General features: G+C 64.3%; 17 protein-coding genes. 4 read left to right on the top strand and 13 right to left on the bottom strand.

Going from position 1 to position 18,563, the window contains the following annotated elements:
- Positions 1-443: 443 nt before the first annotated feature.
- From CKO23_RS17410 to CKO23_RS17400, 3 genes are all read right to left on the bottom strand, one after another.
- Positions 444-1,019: a Uma2 family endonuclease gene (locus CKO23_RS17410; RefSeq protein WP_200333093.1), complete on the bottom strand. Its 576-nt coding sequence runs from the start codon at positions 1,017-1,019 to the stop codon at positions 444-446.
- A gap of 235 nt (positions 1,020-1,254) precedes the next feature.
- Positions 1,255-2,559, bottom strand: coding sequence for a KUP/HAK/KT family potassium transporter (locus CKO23_RS17405; RefSeq protein WP_200333092.1), 1,305 nt, complete (start codon positions 2,557-2,559; stop codon positions 1,255-1,257).
- A 17-nt stretch (positions 2,560-2,576) separates the two neighbouring features.
- Positions 2,577-3,140: an HdeD family acid-resistance protein gene (locus CKO23_RS17400; RefSeq protein ID WP_200333091.1), complete on the bottom strand. Its 564-nt coding sequence runs from the start codon at positions 3,138-3,140 to the stop codon at positions 2,577-2,579.
- Between the two features lie 351 nt (positions 3,141-3,491).
- Here CKO23_RS17400 and CKO23_RS17395 point away from each other — a divergent pair, with 351 nt between their 5' ends.
- The 3 genes from CKO23_RS17395 to CKO23_RS17385 all read left to right on the top strand — a co-directional run bounded on the left by CKO23_RS17395 (position 3,492) and on the right by CKO23_RS17385 (position 5,630).
- The gene (locus CKO23_RS17395; RefSeq protein WP_200333090.1) at positions 3,492-4,100 is read left to right on the top strand and encodes a hypothetical protein; all 609 of its coding nucleotides are present in this window, start codon (positions 3,492-3,494) and stop codon (positions 4,098-4,100) included.
- A 267-nt stretch (positions 4,101-4,367) separates the two neighbouring features.
- A complete protein-coding gene (locus tag CKO23_RS17390; protein WP_200333089.1) occupies positions 4,368-4,742 on the top strand; it encodes a hypothetical protein in 375 nt (124 codons plus the stop codon).
- Between the two features lie 405 nt (positions 4,743-5,147).
- Positions 5,148-5,630: a LexA family protein gene (locus CKO23_RS17385; protein ID WP_242482523.1), complete on the top strand. Its 483-nt coding sequence runs from the start codon at positions 5,148-5,150 to the stop codon at positions 5,628-5,630.
- Between the two features lie 33 nt (positions 5,631-5,663).
- On the opposite strand, the gene CKO23_RS17380 is transcribed toward CKO23_RS17385, so the two are convergent.
- The gene (locus CKO23_RS17380; RefSeq protein WP_200333087.1) at positions 5,664-5,849 is read right to left on the bottom strand and encodes a hypothetical protein; all 186 of its coding nucleotides are present in this window, start codon (positions 5,847-5,849) and stop codon (positions 5,664-5,666) included.
- A 167-nt stretch (positions 5,850-6,016) separates the two neighbouring features.
- Between CKO23_RS17380 and CKO23_RS17375 the strand changes: the two genes are divergently transcribed.
- Positions 6,017-6,496 (top strand): transposase family protein, encoded by a 480-nt coding sequence (locus CKO23_RS17375; protein WP_200333094.1) that lies wholly within the window; start codon positions 6,017-6,019, stop codon positions 6,494-6,496.
- 154 nt (positions 6,497-6,650) lie between these two features.
- Here CKO23_RS17375 and CKO23_RS17370 read toward each other — a convergent pair whose 3' ends face one another.
- The 9 genes from CKO23_RS17370 to CKO23_RS17330 form a co-directional block, all read right to left on the bottom strand.
- The gene (locus tag CKO23_RS17370) at positions 6,651-8,831 is read right to left on the bottom strand and encodes a DEAD/DEAH box helicase (RefSeq protein WP_200333086.1); all 2,181 of its coding nucleotides are present in this window, start codon (positions 8,829-8,831) and stop codon (positions 6,651-6,653) included.
- 335 nt (positions 8,832-9,166) lie between these two features.
- Entirely contained in the window at positions 9,167-10,534 is a 1,368-nt protein-coding gene (gene brxD, locus CKO23_RS17365) for a BREX system ATP-binding protein BrxD (RefSeq protein ID WP_200333085.1), read from the bottom strand.
- Positions 10,531-13,251, bottom strand: coding sequence for a BREX-2 system phosphatase PglZ (pglZ, locus tag CKO23_RS17360; protein ID WP_200333084.1), 2,721 nt, complete (start codon positions 13,249-13,251; stop codon positions 10,531-10,533). Before pglZ ends, brxD begins: the two co-directional genes overlap by 4 nt.
- Before the next feature lie 23 nt (positions 13,252-13,274).
- Entirely contained in the window at positions 13,275-13,694 is a 420-nt protein-coding gene (locus CKO23_RS17355; protein WP_200333083.1) for a putative toxin-antitoxin system toxin component, PIN family, read from the bottom strand.
- A gap of 2 nt (positions 13,695-13,696) precedes the next feature.
- On the bottom strand, positions 13,697-13,927 hold the full coding sequence (locus tag CKO23_RS17350; protein WP_200333082.1) for a ribbon-helix-helix domain-containing protein: 231 nt from the start codon (positions 13,925-13,927) through the stop codon (positions 13,697-13,699).
- 150 nt (positions 13,928-14,077) lie between these two features.
- Positions 14,078-17,728 (bottom strand): DUF6079 family protein, encoded by a 3,651-nt coding sequence (locus CKO23_RS17345; RefSeq protein WP_200333081.1) that lies wholly within the window; start codon positions 17,726-17,728, stop codon positions 14,078-14,080.
- Positions 17,725-18,036 carry a type II toxin-antitoxin system RelE/ParE family toxin gene (locus CKO23_RS17340; protein WP_200333080.1) on the bottom strand — a complete coding sequence of 104 codons (312 nt, stop codon included), beginning with the start codon at positions 18,034-18,036 and terminating at the stop codon, positions 17,725-17,727. Before CKO23_RS17340 ends, CKO23_RS17345 begins: the two co-directional genes overlap by 4 nt.
- On the bottom strand, positions 18,033-18,242 hold the full coding sequence (locus tag CKO23_RS17335) for an addiction module protein (protein WP_200333079.1): 210 nt from the start codon (positions 18,240-18,242) through the stop codon (positions 18,033-18,035). Before CKO23_RS17335 ends, CKO23_RS17340 begins: the two co-directional genes overlap by 4 nt.
- A 36-nt stretch (positions 18,243-18,278) precedes the next feature.
- On the bottom strand, positions 18,279-18,533 hold the full coding sequence (locus CKO23_RS17330) for a hypothetical protein (protein WP_200333078.1): 255 nt from the start codon (positions 18,531-18,533) through the stop codon (positions 18,279-18,281).
- Positions 18,534-18,563: the final 30 nt, after the last annotated feature.

Here is an 18,563-nt window from a genome sequence, read left to right as displayed (position 1 = left end):
CCACCGGAGCCACTCCAGGTAGTCGAGGCAGTCCGCATCGGTGCGAAACCAGGACTGGAACTCGCCCGCAGTCCGCGGATAATCAACGCCAGCATGAGGGTAAGTCACCCTTGGAGTTTACTCCGGTTAAGTGGAGACCCCAGTGTTTTAAAATGACTTGTGATTCCCCATGAAATCCTGGAGAGCCCCTAAAAAGGATCCAATAGTTTGTTTATTAAGGAATAATGTCCTCAAAAATGGTAAAATGTCATGTGCTTGAATCACAGAAAAGGGGACGGATTTATTTATGTGCGTAAAAGTGTCTCGGATTATCGGAGGCATCGAAAACAGAAATTTGCCCCTTTAAGTTAGCGTCATTCGGGCCAGGCTCGTTTTCTGTCTGTCGTCCGCTTCGAACGGGCTCTTGCTCTTGGCGCTGCGTCGGTCGGCCCCAAGCCCGATCTCTACTCGGTCGGTGCCCACAGGCCATCCAGTCTGATCGTCACCGCCTCGAAAGGCGCGACCGACACCAGTGCTGCGCCAGCGAAGCGTCCGATCTCCCGCCAGTCGCCGCCTTCCCAGGCGTAGGCTTCCAGGATGTGCACGACGGGATCGAGCAGCCAGGCATAGGGAACCCCGTACTGCGCGTAGATCGGCATCTTGAGCTTGCGGTCTTTGCTCTCGGTCGAGGGGGACAGAATTTCGCACACCCAGTCCGGAACCACGGTGAAGCGATGGTCGCGCGGAAATCTGGGCAAACGCTCCTTGCGCCATCCGGCCAGGTCTGGAACATCCACTTCGGTGTTGCGCAGGAAGTGCAGCTCGGGTTCCTGAACGATCCACCATCCGCCGGGACCCCCGCGCCCGCGCTCGAACGGGCCGAGCAGTTCATAGCCCAATTCAGACGCGGCGAACACATGCGGACCACTCGGGCGCGGCTGGGTGTAGAGCTGACCGTTGAGGATTTCCCCGATCAGTCCTTCTGGCAGGGCTTCAAGCTGTTCGTAGAGACTGGGGCGGGTCTTCTGGTGCGCGTGCATGGCTCGGGCTCTCATACCGGTCAATCTTGTGAAGCATACCCCGCAGAGAAACCGTGTAAAGGCAGATGTTTGCGGTAGACAATCGAGGTCTGGCGTCAGTTGGACCGACCCTGGGATGCCCAACGGAGCAGGCCGCGTTGGGCATCCTTCCTCGGCCCAACCGACGACATCCGCCCCCAGCCCAAGCGGAAACGAGCGACGCACCCGCACGGCTCAGTATCCAGCATCCACGCGGCTACAGCTCATACCGCACGCGCGGGGCGTCCTCGATCTCGACCTGCAGGACATAGGTCTCGCGATGCAGCACCTGACTATGGCGAAAGTTGTACAGCAGGCTTTGCGGGACGTGGTGAGCGGTCCGCGTGAGGAAGATGGCGCTTGCCGGCGAACGGGCCGCCGATTGGACCGCCTCGCTCGCGACGAAGTCGTTCAGCAGCGGTGCCGCCCGCTGTTGTCCCTGCCGCGGGCGGTTCTGTCCCCAGTGCCAGGTGAGCATGATCAGCAGCCAGTTGATCGAGCCGATGTAGATCTGTCCCGCCTGGCTCGCGGAGGTGTGTCGAACCCGCAGCGGCGGGTAGTAGTCCAGCTCGCTGATCTGCCGAAAGAGCGAGAAGAGCCCGCTGATAATCGCCTGGGAGGCGATGACGGTCGCCAGGGTCGCGATGCCGATCAGGCCGATCAACCAATGTCCGGACACCATGCCGAAGAAGCTGTTGCCGGGGTGCTCGGGCGCGCTCAACAGCAAGGCGCCCTGCCCCGGATAGTTCAGCATCAACGCCGGCCAGACCAGAAACAGCCAGCTCAGCTGAATGGGCCGTCGGCCAAAGTGACCGAGGTCCGCGTAGAGCGCCTCCGAGCCCGTGACCACCAGAAAAACGATGCCGAGCGCCAGAAATCCGGTCCAACCGTTATCTTGAAAAAACCAGAAGGCGTAACGCGGGTCCAGCGCGGCCAGAACGCCGGGGACCTTGAGGATCCAATCGACCCCCGTCCCGCCGAGGATCAGAAACCAGGCGAGCATCACGGGGCCAAAGAGCTTGCCGACCCGCGCCGTGCCGCGATGCTGGATGGCGCACAAGGCGATCAGCACCAGCACTGTCAGCTCCGGCACTACATCGGCCAGGTCCGGGGCGACCAACCCCAGACCCTGTAGCGCGCTCAACACCGAGATGGCCGGGGTCAGGAGCCCGTCGCCGATCAGCATGGCGCTGGCGACCACCCCCAGCAGCAGCGCCAGCGAGCGCGCACGGCGGCTGCGACGACGCAGCAGGGTAGCAAGTGCAATCACGCCCCCGTCCCCATCGTTGTCCGCGGACAGGACGAAGAACATGTACTTGACGCCAACGACCAACACCAGGAACCAGAAGATCAGCGAGAGCGCACCGAGGACATTAACCACCTCGACCGGCAGTCCCGCCCGGCCGAAGAGGATGTTCATGGTGTAGATCGGACTGGTACCGATGTCGCCAAAGACCACCCCGAGGGTGGCCAAGAGCAGGGATGCCCGGATCGGGCTGGAGGTCGATTCCACGGCTGACATGGACATCCGGCAGACGATTAGCCCTTGCGCAGCGACCAGCCGATCATGGTCAGCGCGAGACCATCGAACAGCAGGCTGATCCCAACGAAGATGCCGACCAGCAGCACGGACGACGCCGGCCAAGTGAAGGTGAAAAAGGCCACCAGCGCCAGGTCCACGACCCCGTTCACCACCATCCAACCCCAGCCCGGATCCGGGCGCAGTTCATGGGCAAGCGCGAAGCTGCCGAAGGCGTCCAGCAGCAGATAGAAGCTCAACAGCAACGCCAGCGCGGCGGCCCCCGCCAAGGGGCTTGAGATCATCAGGATACCCGCAACGCTCAGCAGCAGCGGTTTGAGCCAGCGGGTGAAGCCGCCCCCGTGCTGCCAGGTGTGCCAGAGCCAGAAACCACCGCCAAGGAAGAGCACCAGACTCACCAGATCCACGGTGGTGATCGCCATCGCCGGCGGCAACGCGATGCCGATGGCACCGAGGACGGTCAGCAGAATGCCGATCCAGAAGGTGTGGCGTCCGAACCCCTTGATCTGGCGTTCGAGGATGGTGGCGGAATCGGAAGCGACGGGGGTGTCGATGGGTTGCATGAGGGTCTCTCCTCTCGGTTGATCCAGGGTTGGTTGTCGACTGGCGTGGCTCACGAATCGCGCCAAGGCCGCTGGGTCCCACGCCGGCCCAAACGACGCGGGCCAGTCCAGGCCCGCCCGAACCAACCTGGTTGATTTCGACCAACGACCATGTGTCCGGTCCACCAGATCACGGCGCTTGATCGCCGGATCGAGCGCAACTGACGGTAGCAAGCCCCCGCACCAGCGCGGTCGAAGCGCGAGGCAGCGGGGCTGGATCCACCTCCGCTGCACTGTGTCGCAACCGCCCGACTCACGACGCCCGCGAGTCCCGGTCACGCATCCATGCTCGACGAACCGGAGGTCATTCCCATGTCCAACGACATCGCCTACAGCGGAAGAATTCACATCCTTCCGCACCCCGAGAGCCGCCTTGCCAGGCTGGCAATGACGAACGTGCCCTATGTCGCGCTCTATGCCATCGCGGTCGTGCTCATCGCCATGACCGATCACGACCCCGCATCCGCGCAGTCCGCGTGGAACTACTTCATCCCGCTGGTCGGTCTCGTGTCCGCCGCAAGCGGCTGGAGCGGGTACGCCGGCGAGACCTGGGAGGCGCGCGTGCGCTATGTGGTGCGCCAAGTCCTGCACTGGGGGACGCTGCTCCTCGTCATCCGCTGGCTGTTCATGTCGGATGTCCAGCACTTCCTCCGCGCCGAGGACGACGGCTTCGTCATCATTTACCTGGTCGGCCTGACCAGCCTCCTGGCGGGCATCTACCTGGACTGGAAGATGGCGCTCTTCGGGCTCTTCCTCATCTTCAGCGGCGTCGTCATCGCCTTCCTCGACGACAACGCCCCGCTGATCGCCGTCGGCGGCACCGCGCTCATGGCCGTGATGATCACCGCCTTCGTCTGGATCAAGTATCACCAGCAGGTCGACACCAAAAGGGCCGGTGGCGGCAGGATTGCAGGCCATTGAGCCGTTAGCGACCGGGTCGGAAGGCCCGGTTGCCTACTCGCCGCCGTATCGGCGAACCGCGCCGCATATCAGCCCATTGCCTGTGCCGGAGATGCGGTCACAAAGCAAGCGTGGCCGATGAGGCCATTGTTCGCTCTCTTCTCGCTCCCACGCTCCAGCGTCGGAGCAGGACTGGCTGACGCTCACGGACTGGCCATGGCCAGCACGATGAGGTCGGCGATTTCATCAACGACGCATCCGCGTACTCAACTGGAAGGGTAAGAAGCCATGAAGCCGAGACACCTCCTTGTATCCTCAATCGCAGTTGTCACACTGGCGCTCGCCGGCAACGCGCTCGCCGAATCGCAGGCCGACGCCACCGCCAAGGCCGCAGGCGAAATCGCCTCTGGTGTGAAGGCGGAGGCCAATGCGGCCCAAGAAGCGGCGAATATCACTGTCGAAGGCGCAAACGCCGTCAATGCGGCCCGTGAAGACGGCCTCGCAACCTCAACCGAGGCCGAAGAGGCGGATGTCGCCGCCGAGGCTGCCAGCACCATGGCTGCCGACGCGATCGAAGAGAAGGAAATCACACGAGAAGCGGCAAAAGAGGCTAAGGCCGATGCCGCAGTCAAGGATGCCGAGACGCTGATGGATAGCGACTAGGACATTGCCAATCATCGGCACCGCGACGAGCGGTGCCTGGTTGGCTAGCCTCCCCAGATTTGCGTTCAGACCCTCCAACCGAATCGACGAACGACTTGTCGCCGCAGGGGTCTTGAGTCGGCCGGGCACGCCCCGGACGGCGGGGCGATGTTTGTGTTCTCTGTTTGCCGCCTGGTTTCCCGGCGGCGCCACCTGATCCCACCCCTGTTCCGAGTGACGACCCGGCCCCTCTCAGCACCGGACAAGCGGCTTTCTGTCGTTTGGGGACGTTTCCGCGAGCAACCGCTCCCCGCGTCGAAACCTCGCTGCGACCCATCGGGCAATCCATGCTGCCAACAACAGCGCTCAGCATCGTATGCTATGCGGCGATCTCAAGACTCCTGGAGCCGAACAGGCGTGAATCAGATGCCAAACCCCAAACCAACAGCGGCGCCGGCCGCTCGGGTCGAGCGCCTGCGCAAGACCCTGACATCGACGTTGAGCCACCTCCGCGAGACCCTTCAGATGCAGGGTTTGATGGAGGAAACCCCACCCGAGGTGCGAGCGGTCATGGCAAGCACCGCGAAGGTCTTGGAGGAGGCGACGCTCGCGCTCAAGGCCGTCTCATCGGGACAGGCGCCCGCGACCCCAAGGCCGGCCCACTGGCCGACACCTCAGCAGGGGCAGTTCCTTGCCTACATTGATGCCTACATGTCGCGGAGCTCGGGCGTTGGTCCGACCCACGCCGTCTTACAAGGGTTCTTCAACCTGACGCCACCGTCGGTCAATTCGATGCTCAAACGACTGGAGGAGCGCGGGTTCATCCGCCGCATTCCGGGTCAGGCGCGCGCCATCAGCCTCACGATCGATCCCGCACTCATCCCGCCGCTTGATCGTCCGTTCAAATGACGTTCGCACCTGAATCGAGGGCGAGGGGGATCGTCATCTCCTCGCCCTCGGCTTCAAGAGCAACAACAACGGCAGCATGAGCACGAAGCTCGGGGCGATCATGCCGAAGACCTGGGTAAAGGCGAGCATCGAGGACTGGCAGCTGAGCGCGTTGGTGAGCAGCACGGCGGCGTTTGGGCTGGACAGCGTCAGCCCCTGAACGTGGAGCCAGTGGTGCAAGGCCGGATTGAAGGGATTGATATGTCCGCCGAGCTGGTTCCAATCCGCCTGACCGAAGCAGCTGTACCAGGTGGCGGCGATCGAAACACCGATGGAACTGCCGATACTACGCGCCAGGTTGTAGAGCCCGGCCCCCAGGGCGGAACTGTTCTAGTGTAAATCCTCTTCTGGGAGCGCATGTTGTCCCCGAATCTGATCATCTGGCGCCCTTTGCCGACATTCCCGATCCACGCCGCGCCCAGGGGCGGCGCCATCCCTTGCCCGCGGCCCTGGGCATTGCCGCCGGCGCGGTGCTGTGCGGGGGGCGCGGCTACAAGGCCATCGCCGCGTGGGCCGCGGACCTCAGCCAGCAGGCACGGGCGCGCTTTCGCTGCCGCTACCGCAACGGCCGCTACGAGGTGCCCAGCCGCACCCGCTTCCGCGACCTGCTCATCAGCATTCCACCCGATGACCTCGATCGTGCTCTGCAAGGCTGGAACGCGCAGATGGGCGTGGCCGACGAAGGTCTGGCCCTCGACGGTAAGACCATGCGTAACGCCATCGACGAGGCGGGCCAGCAGACGCACATCCTCGGTGCCGTGGGGCATCAAAGCCGAGCCTGCCATACCCAACAAAGTCGCCACCTTGCCCGTAGGCGCCGGCGATGAGGTCAAGCAGACCCATGAGAACAGTCAGGCGGGTGCTGTTACCGGTTCTACCAAGCGCAGCCGCAGTAGCCTGTGAGCATGCAACCCTCCACAGGGTCCAGTTGATCACCACCAACAGGGGGTAGACCCACAGTGACACTGGTGGCGAATTCATTTAGCACTGCCACTCCGCACCACTGGAGTCTCTCAGTCGAATGGCCGCCATGGGCAAGCTCGCAAGCACCGCAAGCGCGTCGGAACAGTCATAGCGAGCCATCATTTCGCGATCCCTTAGCTCGGCTGGCAAGCATTCCCCGAACTTCAGCTCAGCGATGAATTCCTCGTCGAGCGGCAGAGCGAGTTCGGTCGCTTTGCCGAAGACCTTTTCGCGGATCGCCGTCGCCATCGACGCGAGATCCACCACGCCGGTGAAACTGATCGCGAGATGATCGGCGATGACCTTGGTCGCCTCTCCAGCCAGCGCATTCGCAATCGCCGCATTGGCGAGCCGGCCCGCGAAGGTCCACCAGACGAGGCTGCCGGGCGCGTCGGCGATGAGAAAGGTCTTGCCTGGCTCTACCCAGTCAAACGCTTCGCGTAGTTCGGCCATGTGCTCCACGGCGCGACGCGAGAAGGCGACCGGTGGTTCCTCGCGCGCGAGCACGCGGGCGACCGCCTGGCACAAGGCGAAATGCAACGGTTGGCCGGCGCTCAGCCATTGCGAGCGTCCACGCAGCTCTGTCGGCTCGACGTAAGCCTTACGTCTCGGCCAGTCGATGTATTTGGTTGCCCAAGAGCGACCTCCGAGGGTCAGGACCGCCGGTCCCTCCTCTTTCAGGATGAAGGTCGATTGATGGACCTCACCGATCTCTTGTAGGCCATGAAAGACCTTGATCGACGGCGGGCTCACGAAGACCGAGAACAGGTCCATGAAGTGCTTGGCACCGAATTGACGCTCACCCGATCGGCCCATCCCAAGCAGACCCTGATCGGCGTGGAGGATCTCCGTCTCGAGCATGAAGTCGAGGATCCGCTGCAGATCGCCCCGCTCGAGCGTCGCCAATCCCGGAAGCCGTCCCAGCCAGGCCGGCCAGTCCGCGACGGTGATCCCGGATTCCTGAAGGGCGAGGCCCATGATCTGCTGAGCGAATAGATGCATCGGCAAGGGCGGCGGTTCGATCGGCTCGACAAAACCTTCGCTCCACAGCTGCAGCAGGGCCGCCGCCGGGAGGAAGGCCTCCTCCTTGGTGATCAGAAAGAGGCAGTTGCGCGCGGTCCCCGAGCGACGTCCGGTTCGCCCGATCCGCTGCAGGAAGGACGACACCCTGCTCGGGGCATCGATCTGAATGACCCGATCGAGATCCCCCACATCGATCCCCAACTCCAGCGTACTGGTCGCGACGATCACGCAATTCTGTCCCTGACTGAAGGCGGTCTCCGCCGCGTGTCGCTCCTCCAGACTCAGGCAGCTATGTGAGACATAGGTGCGCACACCGAGCCCACGCAACTCGATCGCAAGCTCTTCGACCCGCACTCGGCTGTCGCAGAAGACCAGGCGCTTCTCCCCGCGATGCAGCCGGGAGATGACGAGGGCCGCGTTGCGCAGATTGCCGACCCAGTCGAGTTCGACCTCCGCAGGGATGCTGGCGTCCGCCGGCGGATTGATCACGCCGCGCGGTTGGGCGGAGCCCGCCGCGAGCCAGTCGCACAGCTGTTCGGGATTACCGACTGTCGCCGAGAGTCCCAAACGCTGCAGGTCCCGACCCGCAATGCGCCTGAGCCGCTCAAGCAGGTACAGCAGATGCCAGCCGCGATCGTCGCCCGCGAAGGCATGCACCTCGTCGAGGACGACGCAGCGGAGATTCGCGAAGAGCCGCCGATGGTCGATCCGCCTGGAGATCAGCGTCACTTCCAGGGACTCGGGCGTCGTCAGGAGGATGTCCGGCGGGTCGGCGATGAGCTTGGCCTTGCGCGCCGGGCCGATGTCGCCGTGCCACAGCGCCACGCGCCGCCCGACCAACCCCGCATCGTGCGCGAGCCGCGGTTCGAGGTTGTTGAGCAGCGCCTTGATCGGGCAGATGTAGAGGACGCTGAGACCCTCCCAGCGTTCGCTCAGCATCCGCGACAGGACGGGAAAGAGCGCGGCTTCCGTCTTACCTCCCGCCGTGGGCGCCAGGAGGATGGCATGCTCGCCGCGCAGAATCGGTGCAATCGCCGCCTCCTGCAGCGGACGCAGCGACCGCCAACCCAGGCTGTTGACGATGTGGTGCTGAAGCGCCGGATGCAGCTGGTCGAAGGCGAATCCCCCCAACCCCCCTTTTTCAAAGGGGGGCTTATCTTGCGAAACACTGGCCATCAGCGTCTCTTAGCCCCCTTTATCAAAGGGAGCTTATCTTGAGAAACACTGGTCATCAGCGTCTCTTAGCCCCCTTTATCACAGGGGGCTTATCTTGCGAAACACTGGCCATCAGCGTCTCTTACCCCCCTTTATCACAGGGGGCTTATCTTGCGAAACACTGGCCATCAGCGTCGCTTACCCCCCTTTATCACAGGGGGCTTATCTTGCGAAACACTGGCCATCAGCGTCGCTTACCCCCCTTTATCACAGGGGGCTTATCTTGCGAAACACTGGCCATCAGCGTCGCTTACCCCCCTTTATCACAGGGGGCTTATCTTGCGAAACACTGGCCATCAGCGTCGCTTACCCCCCTTTATCAAAGGGGGGCCAGGGGGGATTTCCAACTCGATGTCGTCAGCGCGAGCGGCCGAGCAGGCCGCGCGCTCGACGGCGCTCAGCTCCTGGTCGCTGACGGTGAGTGCATAGTGCTGACGCGGGTCGAAGTCGGCGAACTGATCGACCCGGTCGAGGACCTCGCCGACCAGCTTCTTCAGAAACACCCGCGGCGTGATTCCGACCTTGCCGCCCAGGGCACCGGTGACGGCCTGGGCCAGCGCGGCGACATAGGCGTCGTCGACCACCTGGGTGATATGCTCACGCGCCCTGCCCTCCGCGCGCCCAGCGGCATAGAGATCCCGCACCTTGCGGCCCACTTCACAGAGAGCTGCGACATCGAAGCCCCGCAGGCGGATCTGCACCGCCCTGGGATTGTCGAAGCGGGCGTCGGTCGCGAAATCCACCGCCAGTCGCTGCGCCAGGGGCGGCAGTCGCTGTACCCCCATCGGGCCATCAAAGAAGGGCGGCGTCCCGGTGACCACCAGATAGAGTCCCGGAAAGCGCCCGCTGTCGATCTCGTCCATGAGCTGCCGCAGGGCGTTCAAGCTCTTGTCGCGCACGTCCCCGCGCATGCGCTGCAGGGTCTCCACCTCATCGAGGACCAGAAGCAGCCCCGGATGACCGGAATCCTTGAGGATGGTGAGCACGCCCTGCAGAAAGCTCAGGGCGCCGAAGTGGTCGATATCCCCTTTGATGTTGGCGCAGCGCTTGATGGCGGCGGCGATGTTCGGCTGACCCGCCATCCAGGCCAACAAGCCGTTGGCGATGTCCTCGTGCCCTTCGAGCAGCGCGCGGCGATAGGCGCGCAGGGTCAGCGCAAAGGCCGGAGCCGAACGCACCACCTCACCGAGGCGCTTCTCCATCAAGGCGTCGGTGGCCTGCATCAGGGCCGGGACGTCGTTGGGATCCACCCCGCCCTGTGCGATCACGTCCTCTTCCAACGCAAAAAACCAGGCGTCGATGACGTTGCGAAACGCCCCCGAGGGTGAATCCGCGGTGGTCAGCCGTTCAATCAGCCGGCGGTAGACCGTCTCCAGTCGATGCAGTGGCGTCTCGGTCTCGGAGATCTGCACCTCGGCGCAGGCGAAGCCGAGGCGATGCGCGCGCTCACGCAGCCAGCGCACCATGAAGGTCTTGCCGCTGCCGTACTCACCGCGGATCGCCTTGAACTGCCCGCGCCCGCGCGCGACCGTCGTCAGTTCTTCGTCGAATGCGGTCTCGAAAGACGTGAGACCCACCGCGAGCGCATCGAGCCCATACTGCGGCACCGTGCCGCGCCGCAGCGCGTCGATGATGTCGGCTCTGCGCTGGTGGCTGATGCTCACAGCTCGAACTGGGTCTTCAGCGACGCGAGATCGAGGCGGATCGTCTTGGACACCCGATCAATCGCCAAGACCGGATAGCCATCGACATTGAGCAACTTCTGCACGCCCGCCAGGAGTCCGTTCAGGCGGATCTCGGGGAGACCCAGGCCCTGCGCCACCGCGGCGGCCATCTGCTGACCGCCGGCCTGGGCCAGCCGCTCCAGGAGCTGCCGCAGCTGCGCCTCGCTCACCATGACTCGACCGCTGCGCGCCCTCATCTGCGCGTAGACCGGCGAGGCCATCAGGGCCGCGATCCAATCACCCTCCCCCGTCATCGCAGGGCGTGGTGTGGGCTGATCGGCGAAGAGGTCAAGCGTCTGCGTGTCCTGCTTCGACGACCTGGCGGAGGGCACAGGCGCGGCAGCAACGGCGCCCGTGGCCATCGGCTCCGACACCGGCTCAAGCGCCCACCAGCCGGGCGCTTGTCGCGCGACTTCCTGCCAGCCATCGATCGGGCCGGTCTCACCGGCATTGCGGTAGACGCCGAACGGAATCAGCACCTCCTGGAGCGAGCCGCCGCCGTGATAGCCCATTTTCTTCGCCGTATAACGAATCCGCTCGGACCAGGGCAGGATGACCTGATTGCCAGGGAGCACCACGCGCTCGCCCAAGACCCGCACCTCGCCGACCCCGACCGCTTCGGTCGTCGGCTTGAAGCGCTCCGCCTCGGCATTCGTCTTCATCAGCGTCATGTCGTGATCCAGCACATGACCATGGTCGCTGGTGAGGATCACCAGTCTCCTGGATTCCCGGGCGGCCTCCAGGATCCGCCGCAGCACGCCAATCGACGCCACCGACCAGCGCACGGACACCTGGGCACCGCTGCTCAACTGGTCGTCGACCGCGTTGATCACCGCGCCGACGACCTTGTGCGCTTGGCCCGCAATGATTTCCCGCACCCCTTCGGCCAAAGCGCCACTGCCCGGCTGCTGAAGATCGATCTTGTGAAACAACAGGGGCGGAAACTTCGTCGACGAAAGCGCTTTCAAGGCGGGATGCGCGGCGAAGGCCTTCTTCTCATCGGCACCGGTGCCCTCGCCCAGCGTGCCGGACAACAAGGTAAAGCGGCTGATTCGCGTGACCGTTGGCAAGGCGGCGAGCAGACAGCAGGGGGTGGTGCGATCCTCGGGCTGCAGCTCCACCCAGCCGTGGTGCAGCAGATCGCCCGCGAGCTCGCGGTAGACGGCGTGACTCATCCCATCGAGCACCAGGACCAGCACCGGCTGCTGCTTCGCCAGGGGCGCGACCAAGCCTTCCAGCGCCCGCTCCACCGGCAAGACCGACGCATCGACCTGGTCTCCCCGCGCGATGGCCGACAGATGGTGCGAGAAGCGCTCGTTCAGACGCTCGCGCCGCGCGGAGACCTGACTGACCAGCCGCGTGTAGACGCGGTTCAGGCCCTCGTGCTCGTCGCCCGACCAGAGGTGACCGCGCGCCCAGTCCAGATAGCCGCCGCTCGCGACGTAGTCACTGACCTCCTCCAGCAGGCTCCCCCACTCCACCTCCTCGGTCCTCAGCCAACGGCACGCACGCACCGCCAGCCCCGCCGTGCGGAGCTGCTCGATGCGGACCCTGGCCAACTGATGACGTCGCAGATCCGCCAGGGCGGCGAGCGCGGGCTCGAGGGGTTTGCCCGCGAGCGCCGCGTTGAGCGCCTGTGCGAGCCGATCAAGCCGCTGACCGTATCCGCCCGGCAGCAGGTCGGACGCGACGGCAAGCGGCTGCATGTCGAGACTCGCAAGGAGCTGCTCGGCTTGCGCAAGCGGAGCATTGAGTGCGCGATAGGGGCGCTCGGCGAGGAACCGCTCGAGGTAGCCGACGGTTGTCCGTCCATAGTCCTCCAGCGTCGCGTCGGCGATCCGAGCAGCGCCGATCACGCGCTCGCGCAAGCGTCCCCTGGCCTGGAACAAGGCTTGGTCGGGCGTCAGACCGGCGCGATACAGCACCGAGCAGACCAGACCAATCGCCACCATATCGCCCGCGCGCCCTTGTCGCCACAAGCTCAGAACCAGCTCGGTCGGCGCGCCAAGTCGGGGCCTGAGCCAGTCGCCCAGGTGCGCAACCACGGTCTCGGGGAGTGCTGAGACCGCCGCGTCGACCTCCGCTCCGCGCGACCACTCCAGGAGCGCGTCCAGATCGAGCGCCTCGCCCGCGAAATCGAGCAGTGCCAACGCCAGGGCGCGCCAAGCCTTGTCGAAATCCAGCACATCGCCAAACTGAATCCGCCCACGATAGCGCTCGAAGCCCTCGACCAGCGCCTCTGCGATCCAGCGGTAGGATTTGGCCGTCAGTCGCGGGTCGATCTGGCGTACCCGCAGCAACTGCTCCAGGGTGCGCCAGGGGCTGATGCGCTTCGGCTCGCCACCCCAGAGGCGCGCCAGGACGTCCTTGGACAGGCGCGTCTCATCGAAGGGCGAGAGCATCACCAATCGCTCGGCACCGGGCGTGTGGGTCACCAGCAGCTCACGCATCGCCAGCTCGGAGGGGCAATAGACGACCCGCAGGGCCATATCCGACAGCGCCCGCCGCAGCTCGCGCGGCTCGATGGGCTCGGGCCAGACCAATGCGATCCGATCGGCCTGGGCGTCCTTGGTCAGGATCGCCTGCACCTGGGTGAGCACGGCGCTGGGGAGTTCGGCGTGCTCGGAGACGGACGGATTCGACGAGGCAGAGGTCATCGGGAGTTCTTCAATGAGACCGCTCAGTAGCGTCGCAGCACTTCGGCACAAAAGGCGGCTGGTGTCAGAATCCGCGTCCGCCCCAGGGATCCGCGCCGCAACAAGCCGGCCCGGCGGTCACCCGTGACGAGATAATCCGCCTCACCGGCCTGAGCCATGGCGAGCAGAAAGGCATCGTCCGGGTCATCGGTCTCGAAGCCGTCAGGTAGCGCCTCAAGCACCAGGGCGCGCTGCAGATTGTTGATCATCACACCCACTTTCGCGGGCTGCAGCACGGCCTGCAATTTGGGATAGCGACTGGCGCGGCGGATCTCCTCCAACTGCACGCGCGAGGTCACCAGGGTGAAGCGCGCGGCCCGCCACGCCCGATAGATGCTGTCCGGTGGACCATGGGGTGAGATCAGCGCGCTGAACAGGATGTGGGTGTCCAGCACCACGCGCATGGCTAGCGCCTGGTCCAGGTCAGGGCCTCATCGACCATGGCATCGATGTCCTGCTCAGCGATGCTCGCGTTGGCGGCCTTGGCCGCCTCGGCGCTCAGCTCCAGGATATGCGCCTTCACGGCTTCCTCGATGAAGCGCGACAGATCGCCCTTACGCCCACCGCCGCGGCTGGCGAGGAACAGGCGCAGGGCTTGGTCGGTTTCGTCGGAGACGGCCACGTTCCAGCGTGTCATCAGGGGTCTGCTCGCCAATCGGTGTTTATGTGTTTATACACCCGTCGATTCACTGGGACAACGCTCACCTCTTTCGCGAAATAATCCCCCCAAACCCCCTTTCGTAAAGGGGGGCTTTCACCCGAGCCCCGAAGTTGGGCATCAGCATCGTCAGCCATCCGTCTCACCCAGGATCTGATAGCTGATGTCCAGGGTCACACCGGCGCGCAGCAGTGGCTCGATCTCCTTCAGTACCCGGCGGGCCTCGTCGGGCGCCAGGCTTTGGCGGTTGTCTTGCTTCAGCACCGTCTTGCCCTTGGGTCCCACGGGCGGTTTCAGAGGCGGGTTGATCGGTAGAACGACCACGGGCGGGCGCTGAATCAGGCGTGTCGCGTCCGCCTGGGCCTGCTTCAGCGCATCGGCGAGCGATGTCACCAGCTCGTCCGCCGCCAGGGCGTCGGCCACGGCACGCTTGATCCGCGCACCCTCGCCATCGCCCCAGACGGCCTCCAACAAGGCCCAGTTGTTGTCCGCGATGGCGTGGCTCACGCGCGTTGCCGCGACGATGCTGCGGGAGAGCGCCGGCAGGCTGGTGACTGCTGTCATGTTCGCCAGGGCATTGACCAAGGCGGGTCCCTCCTGCCCCTGCAGAGCTTCCAGCAACTGGACGGCGAGACTGGCATTGGCGAGTCGATGGCCGCTGGCTGAAAGACCCAAGGCATCGAGCTGTGCTGTCAGATCGGCCAGCAGCGCACGACAGGGCTCCAGGTAGGTATCGACCGCGTCATGCACGTCCTTTTGCAGCGCGTTCTGGTTGCTTGCCGTGCGCAGCGGATTGGTCGTCAGGCCGAAGACGACGCTGGCGTGATCCAAGGCCCGCTTCCACCGCTCCGGCTCCGCCAGATCCTGCTTGATCAGGACCAGGTCGTCGCGGATGTCCCTCAAGGTCACATCGTCGAACGGACCGCCGTGGAAGGTGAAGGCGTACTGTCCATACTCGGCGAAGACCCGGATGAGCACATTCTGCACGACCGTCGGCAAGCCCCGGGGACGTGGTTGGTCCATCGCCTCGCGTAGCGCCCGCACGGTCACCTCCCCACCCACCTTGGCCAACTCACGGCTCAGTTGCTGCGGCCAGTTCTCCTTGAAGATGAAGTGACGCTCGTGCATCTCGCCAAGTGTCAGGGGTTGGGCGATCTGGCGCATCAGCGGGCGGAGCGGACCCTCGACATCGATGCGCCCGTGCGGCGCATGGATGGCGCGGCACAGCTCGGTGAACACACGGCCCAGATCCGCTGGTCGGACTTCGCCGTCGAATTCGGGGTGATCCGGGTACTGCGAGGCCAGCGCCTGCCCGAGCAACTGCTCGAAGGCCTTCGCCATGGTCGTGCCCTGCGGGGGGCGTGGGGTGAACCCCGGCTGCAGCGACATGAGCTGCGACTCCAGCAGATCGCTGTGGTCGAGCGAGCCAGGTAACGCCTGAGCCACCCCGTAGGCGCCGATCAGGATGTCCTTGACCTGCTGACGCAGCTGGCTGCGCTGGTTGTCGAGCAAGGTCCTCGCGCTGACGCGATCCTGTGGGCTCAGATGACGGCTGTAGCGGTTGAAGCTGTCATCACTCTTGAGGATATCTTCCAGCACGACCAGTTTGCCGAGGTTCTTCTGCGCGCTCTGGCTCAGGAAATAGGGCAGCCAGCAGAGCGTCCTCGCCTGCCCTCCCGCGGCCTCGAAGTCCCGCACGCGCGCCTGATCGTCGGTCGGCGAGTAGTTCCCGGTGTCGAAGGGAAAGTCGATGATGATCTTCCATTGGTCGTCGCGGGCCTCGAACAGACTATCGTCGCTGATTTCGCGGACGTTCTGGAACAGCACCTCCACGCGCCGGCGCGTCCCGCGCCACAGCCACTCGTGCTCGACGAAGAGCTGATTGTCGTCGCGGATGCCGAAGGCGTCGAAGACCATCTCACGCACCAGGCGCCGGCGGTTGCCGTCGTTGTCGTTGATGCGCGCCTGCTCGATGATGCTCTCGGTATCCACGCCCGAGAGCTGCACGCCGATGGTGGGATTGGGGTCGTCGGAGATCTTGATCTCGCCCACCTGCCCCGCCCATTTGCGGCACTTCTGCAGCACCGTGCGGGCCTCCTGGCCGGGGATGGGCGCGCGGATGGTGCCGTGATTGAGCGCCGCGAGCTTGGTCGCGGTGAGCTGCTTGAAGCTCTCGACCTCGGGGACCAGCGCTGCCAGCACCAGGGTCTTGAGCAGGCGCAGATCATTGTTGAAGGCCTGCCGTTTGGCATCCTTCGACGGCAGCTCCCGGAGCACCGCAACGGTGATCTGGTGCTCCTGCTCCAGGACCGGGATCAGCTTGCGCTCGAACAACAGCTTGGCGTTATCGAAATGCTGTCGCATCTGCTCGGAGAAGGGCTCGGCCTCGGAGGCGATGACATCGTAGAGGTCGCCGACCGGAATGACGCTGCCCAGCGCCAGGGTCTCGCGCTGCTCCACCAACAGCATCAGCATCACCTTGAGCGCCGTGCGCTCGCGCTGCAGCGCCGAGGACAGCGCCACCAGCGCCTGCACCAGGGCCGGGCTGAAGGGATAGAGCGCGCGGAACATCTCCCGGTCGCCTTTGCTGGTCAGCAGCAGGTTGAAGGACTCCTCGCGCATGCGCTCGGTCTGCGCGAAGGACGCCTCGATCTGGGCCTGGGCGGACACACTCAGGGGTTGCAGCAGACGCCGCTGGGCGATCACCGGGAGGTTGCGATCCTCCAGAGTGATGGTGTGAAAGCGCCCCTCCCAGTATTTCAGCGAATCGCTCAGGATCTCCTGCTCCACCCCGCTGCATTGGTCGCCGACGAACTCGCGCAGGTCGCGCTGACGGGCGATGAAGCTGATCAGCGGCAGCTCGCGCGGGATGCCGGTCTCGACCAGCTTGACGACCTTCTGGATCTCGCTGTTGATAAAGTTGCGGTCCGACAGACGGCTGGCGAGCCAGAGGATCAGCTCGTCGAGGAAGAGGACGACCGCGTCGTAGCCGAGCGCCTTGGCGTGCCGGGTCATGACGCGCAGCCCTTCGTCGAACTCGAGATAGCCGCCGCTTTCCGTGTTGGCGAGATCGGCAAAGGACTTGAACAGGGATCCGACCAGATCGCCGACCAAGCGGATCCGGTCATCGTCGCCCGCCTGCCCGCTGACCACGGCCTCGAAGCTCACTGCATCCCAGCCCGTGGCGGCGTCCCCCCAACCATCGTGGCTCCCGTCGACACCGCCCGCGGCGTTCAGCGCGCCGAAGAAGGTGACATCCCCCATGTGACCGCGCATCGCCTGGGCATCGGCGAAGAGCCGCTCGCTCATATAGAAGCCGGGCACCGGGGCCTGCGGATGCCGCGTGCGGATGTAACGCGCATAGCCCCCGAGCACGCCGGATTCGATGCTCGCGGCGCCGATCATGTGATACGGCACCAGCAGGATGTTGCGGCTCTGCATCCAGTCGCTGTGCTTGGCGATGGCCTGCCCCAGCTCCGGGATGGCGCGCGCCTGGACGTTGCCCTGCAGCAGCAGGTGCAGCACGGCCATGAAGTGCGACTTACCGGTGCCGAAGCTGCCGTGCAGATAGGCGCCCTTATTGCGGCTCTGCTGGCTGGTGGCGGTGCTCTTGATGAAGCTCAGCGCGTCCTCGAAACAGCGGGCGAGCTGCGCGGTGACAACATAGTCCTTGAGCGTCTGCGCGACGGCGTCCGCCTCCAGGCCGCTCGCCAGGTTCAGCACGAAATCCCCGCGCTGGACGCGCTCGGGGATGTGGATCAGTTCCTTGACGAGCGTCATGAGCTTCTCTCGCGCAGCACCCCCGCGCGCCACTTCGGATCGCGACGCAAGGGTAAGACAGCAATCACATCAACGATGTCGGCACGTATCTGGTAGTAGACCGCGTAAGGGAATCGTTTCGCCAACAAACGGTAATAGCCTCCGGTTCGGTTGTGCACGCCCGCGACAACGATCAGGGACTCGATATCGGCCAACAAGCTGTCCCAGAAATAGGCTCCAAGACGCAGCTCCTGCTTCTCGTAGAAGGCTCGGCCCAGGTCCAAGTCATCTGCAGCCTCGGCGAGTATCCGAATCTCTCGAATGCTCATTGCGGACGTCTTGCCTTCAACTCGTCGAGCGAAAGAAACACGGCCTCCCCCGCGTCGATCTTGCGCTGCCGTTCCTCCAGGATCTCGCCATGCCAATCGGGTGACTCCAGATCGGCGGGCGCCTGGCAGAGGGAGTCCCAAAGTAGCTCCATCGTCAGGATCTTTTCCTCCACCGACATCTGATCGAGTTGTAGATTGGGTTTCATCATGCCTCCTGGATTGTTCGATGATTTCGTCAATGATCAGGATCTTGCGGACCAGTCCAGATGCTCTTTGTAGCGCGCTGAAAAATCGGCTTCGGCCTCGAAACTGCCGACGAAGCCGATTTCCTGGGCCTTGCGTAAGGCATTCGCGCCAACCAATGGGGCTTGCGGTAGCGCGGTATGGCTGCCTACCGATGACACCGTGACTTGCACCTCCTGATCGGCAAATTCCTTTACCGGCAGATGCAGGATGCCGTCAGCGGCAATCCGGGTAGTGATCTCGATTCTTCGCATGATATTCATTGCCTTTGGATGTGATTCAAG

The organism is Thiocystis violacea, from assembly GCF_016583565.1.
GTDB lineage: Bacteria > Pseudomonadota > Gammaproteobacteria > Chromatiales > Chromatiaceae > Thiorhodococcus > Thiorhodococcus violaceus_A.
This window is presented reverse-complemented; position numbering and strand designations above follow the sequence as displayed.

Bases quoted from the DNA above. Each gene is read 5' to 3' on its own strand.
- CKO23_RS17410 (WP_200333093.1), bottom strand. From the start codon at position 1,019: ATGCACGCGCACCAGAAGACCCGCCCCAGTCTCTACGAACAGCTTGAA.
- CKO23_RS17405 (WP_200333092.1), bottom strand. From the start codon at position 2,559: ATGTCAGCCGTGGAATCGACCTCCAGCCCGATCCGGGCATCCCTGCTC.
- CKO23_RS17400 (WP_200333091.1), bottom strand. From the start codon at position 3,140: ATGCAACCCATCGACACCCCCGTCGCTTCCGATTCCGCCACCATCCTC.
- CKO23_RS17395 (WP_200333090.1), top strand. From the start codon at position 3,492: ATGTCCAACGACATCGCCTACAGCGGAAGAATTCACATCCTTCCGCAC.
- CKO23_RS17390 (WP_200333089.1), top strand. From the start codon at position 4,368: ATGAAGCCGAGACACCTCCTTGTATCCTCAATCGCAGTTGTCACACTG.
- CKO23_RS17385 (WP_242482523.1), top strand. From the start codon at position 5,148: ATGCCAAACCCCAAACCAACAGCGGCGCCGGCCGCTCGGGTCGAGCGC.
- CKO23_RS17370 (WP_200333086.1), bottom strand. From the start codon at position 8,831: ATGGCCAGTGTTTCGCAAGATAAGCCCCCCTTTGAAAAAGGGGGGTTG.
- pglZ (WP_200333084.1), bottom strand. From the start codon at position 13,251: ATGACCTCTGCCTCGTCGAATCCGTCCGTCTCCGAGCACGCCGAACTC.
- CKO23_RS17355 (WP_200333083.1), bottom strand. From the start codon at position 13,694: ATGCGCGTGGTGCTGGACACCCACATCCTGTTCAGCGCGCTGATCTCA.
- CKO23_RS17350 (WP_200333082.1), bottom strand. From the start codon at position 13,927: ATGACACGCTGGAACGTGGCCGTCTCCGACGAAACCGACCAAGCCCTG.
- CKO23_RS17345 (WP_200333081.1), bottom strand. From the start codon at position 17,728: ATGACGCTCGTCAAGGAACTGATCCACATCCCCGAGCGCGTCCAGCGC.
- CKO23_RS17340 (WP_200333080.1), bottom strand. From the start codon at position 18,036: ATGAGCATTCGAGAGATTCGGATACTCGCCGAGGCTGCAGATGACTTG.
- CKO23_RS17335 (WP_200333079.1), bottom strand. From the start codon at position 18,242: ATGAAACCCAATCTACAACTCGATCAGATGTCGGTGGAGGAAAAGATC.
- CKO23_RS17330 (WP_200333078.1), bottom strand. From the start codon at position 18,533: ATGCGAAGAATCGAGATCACTACCCGGATTGCCGCTGACGGCATCCTG.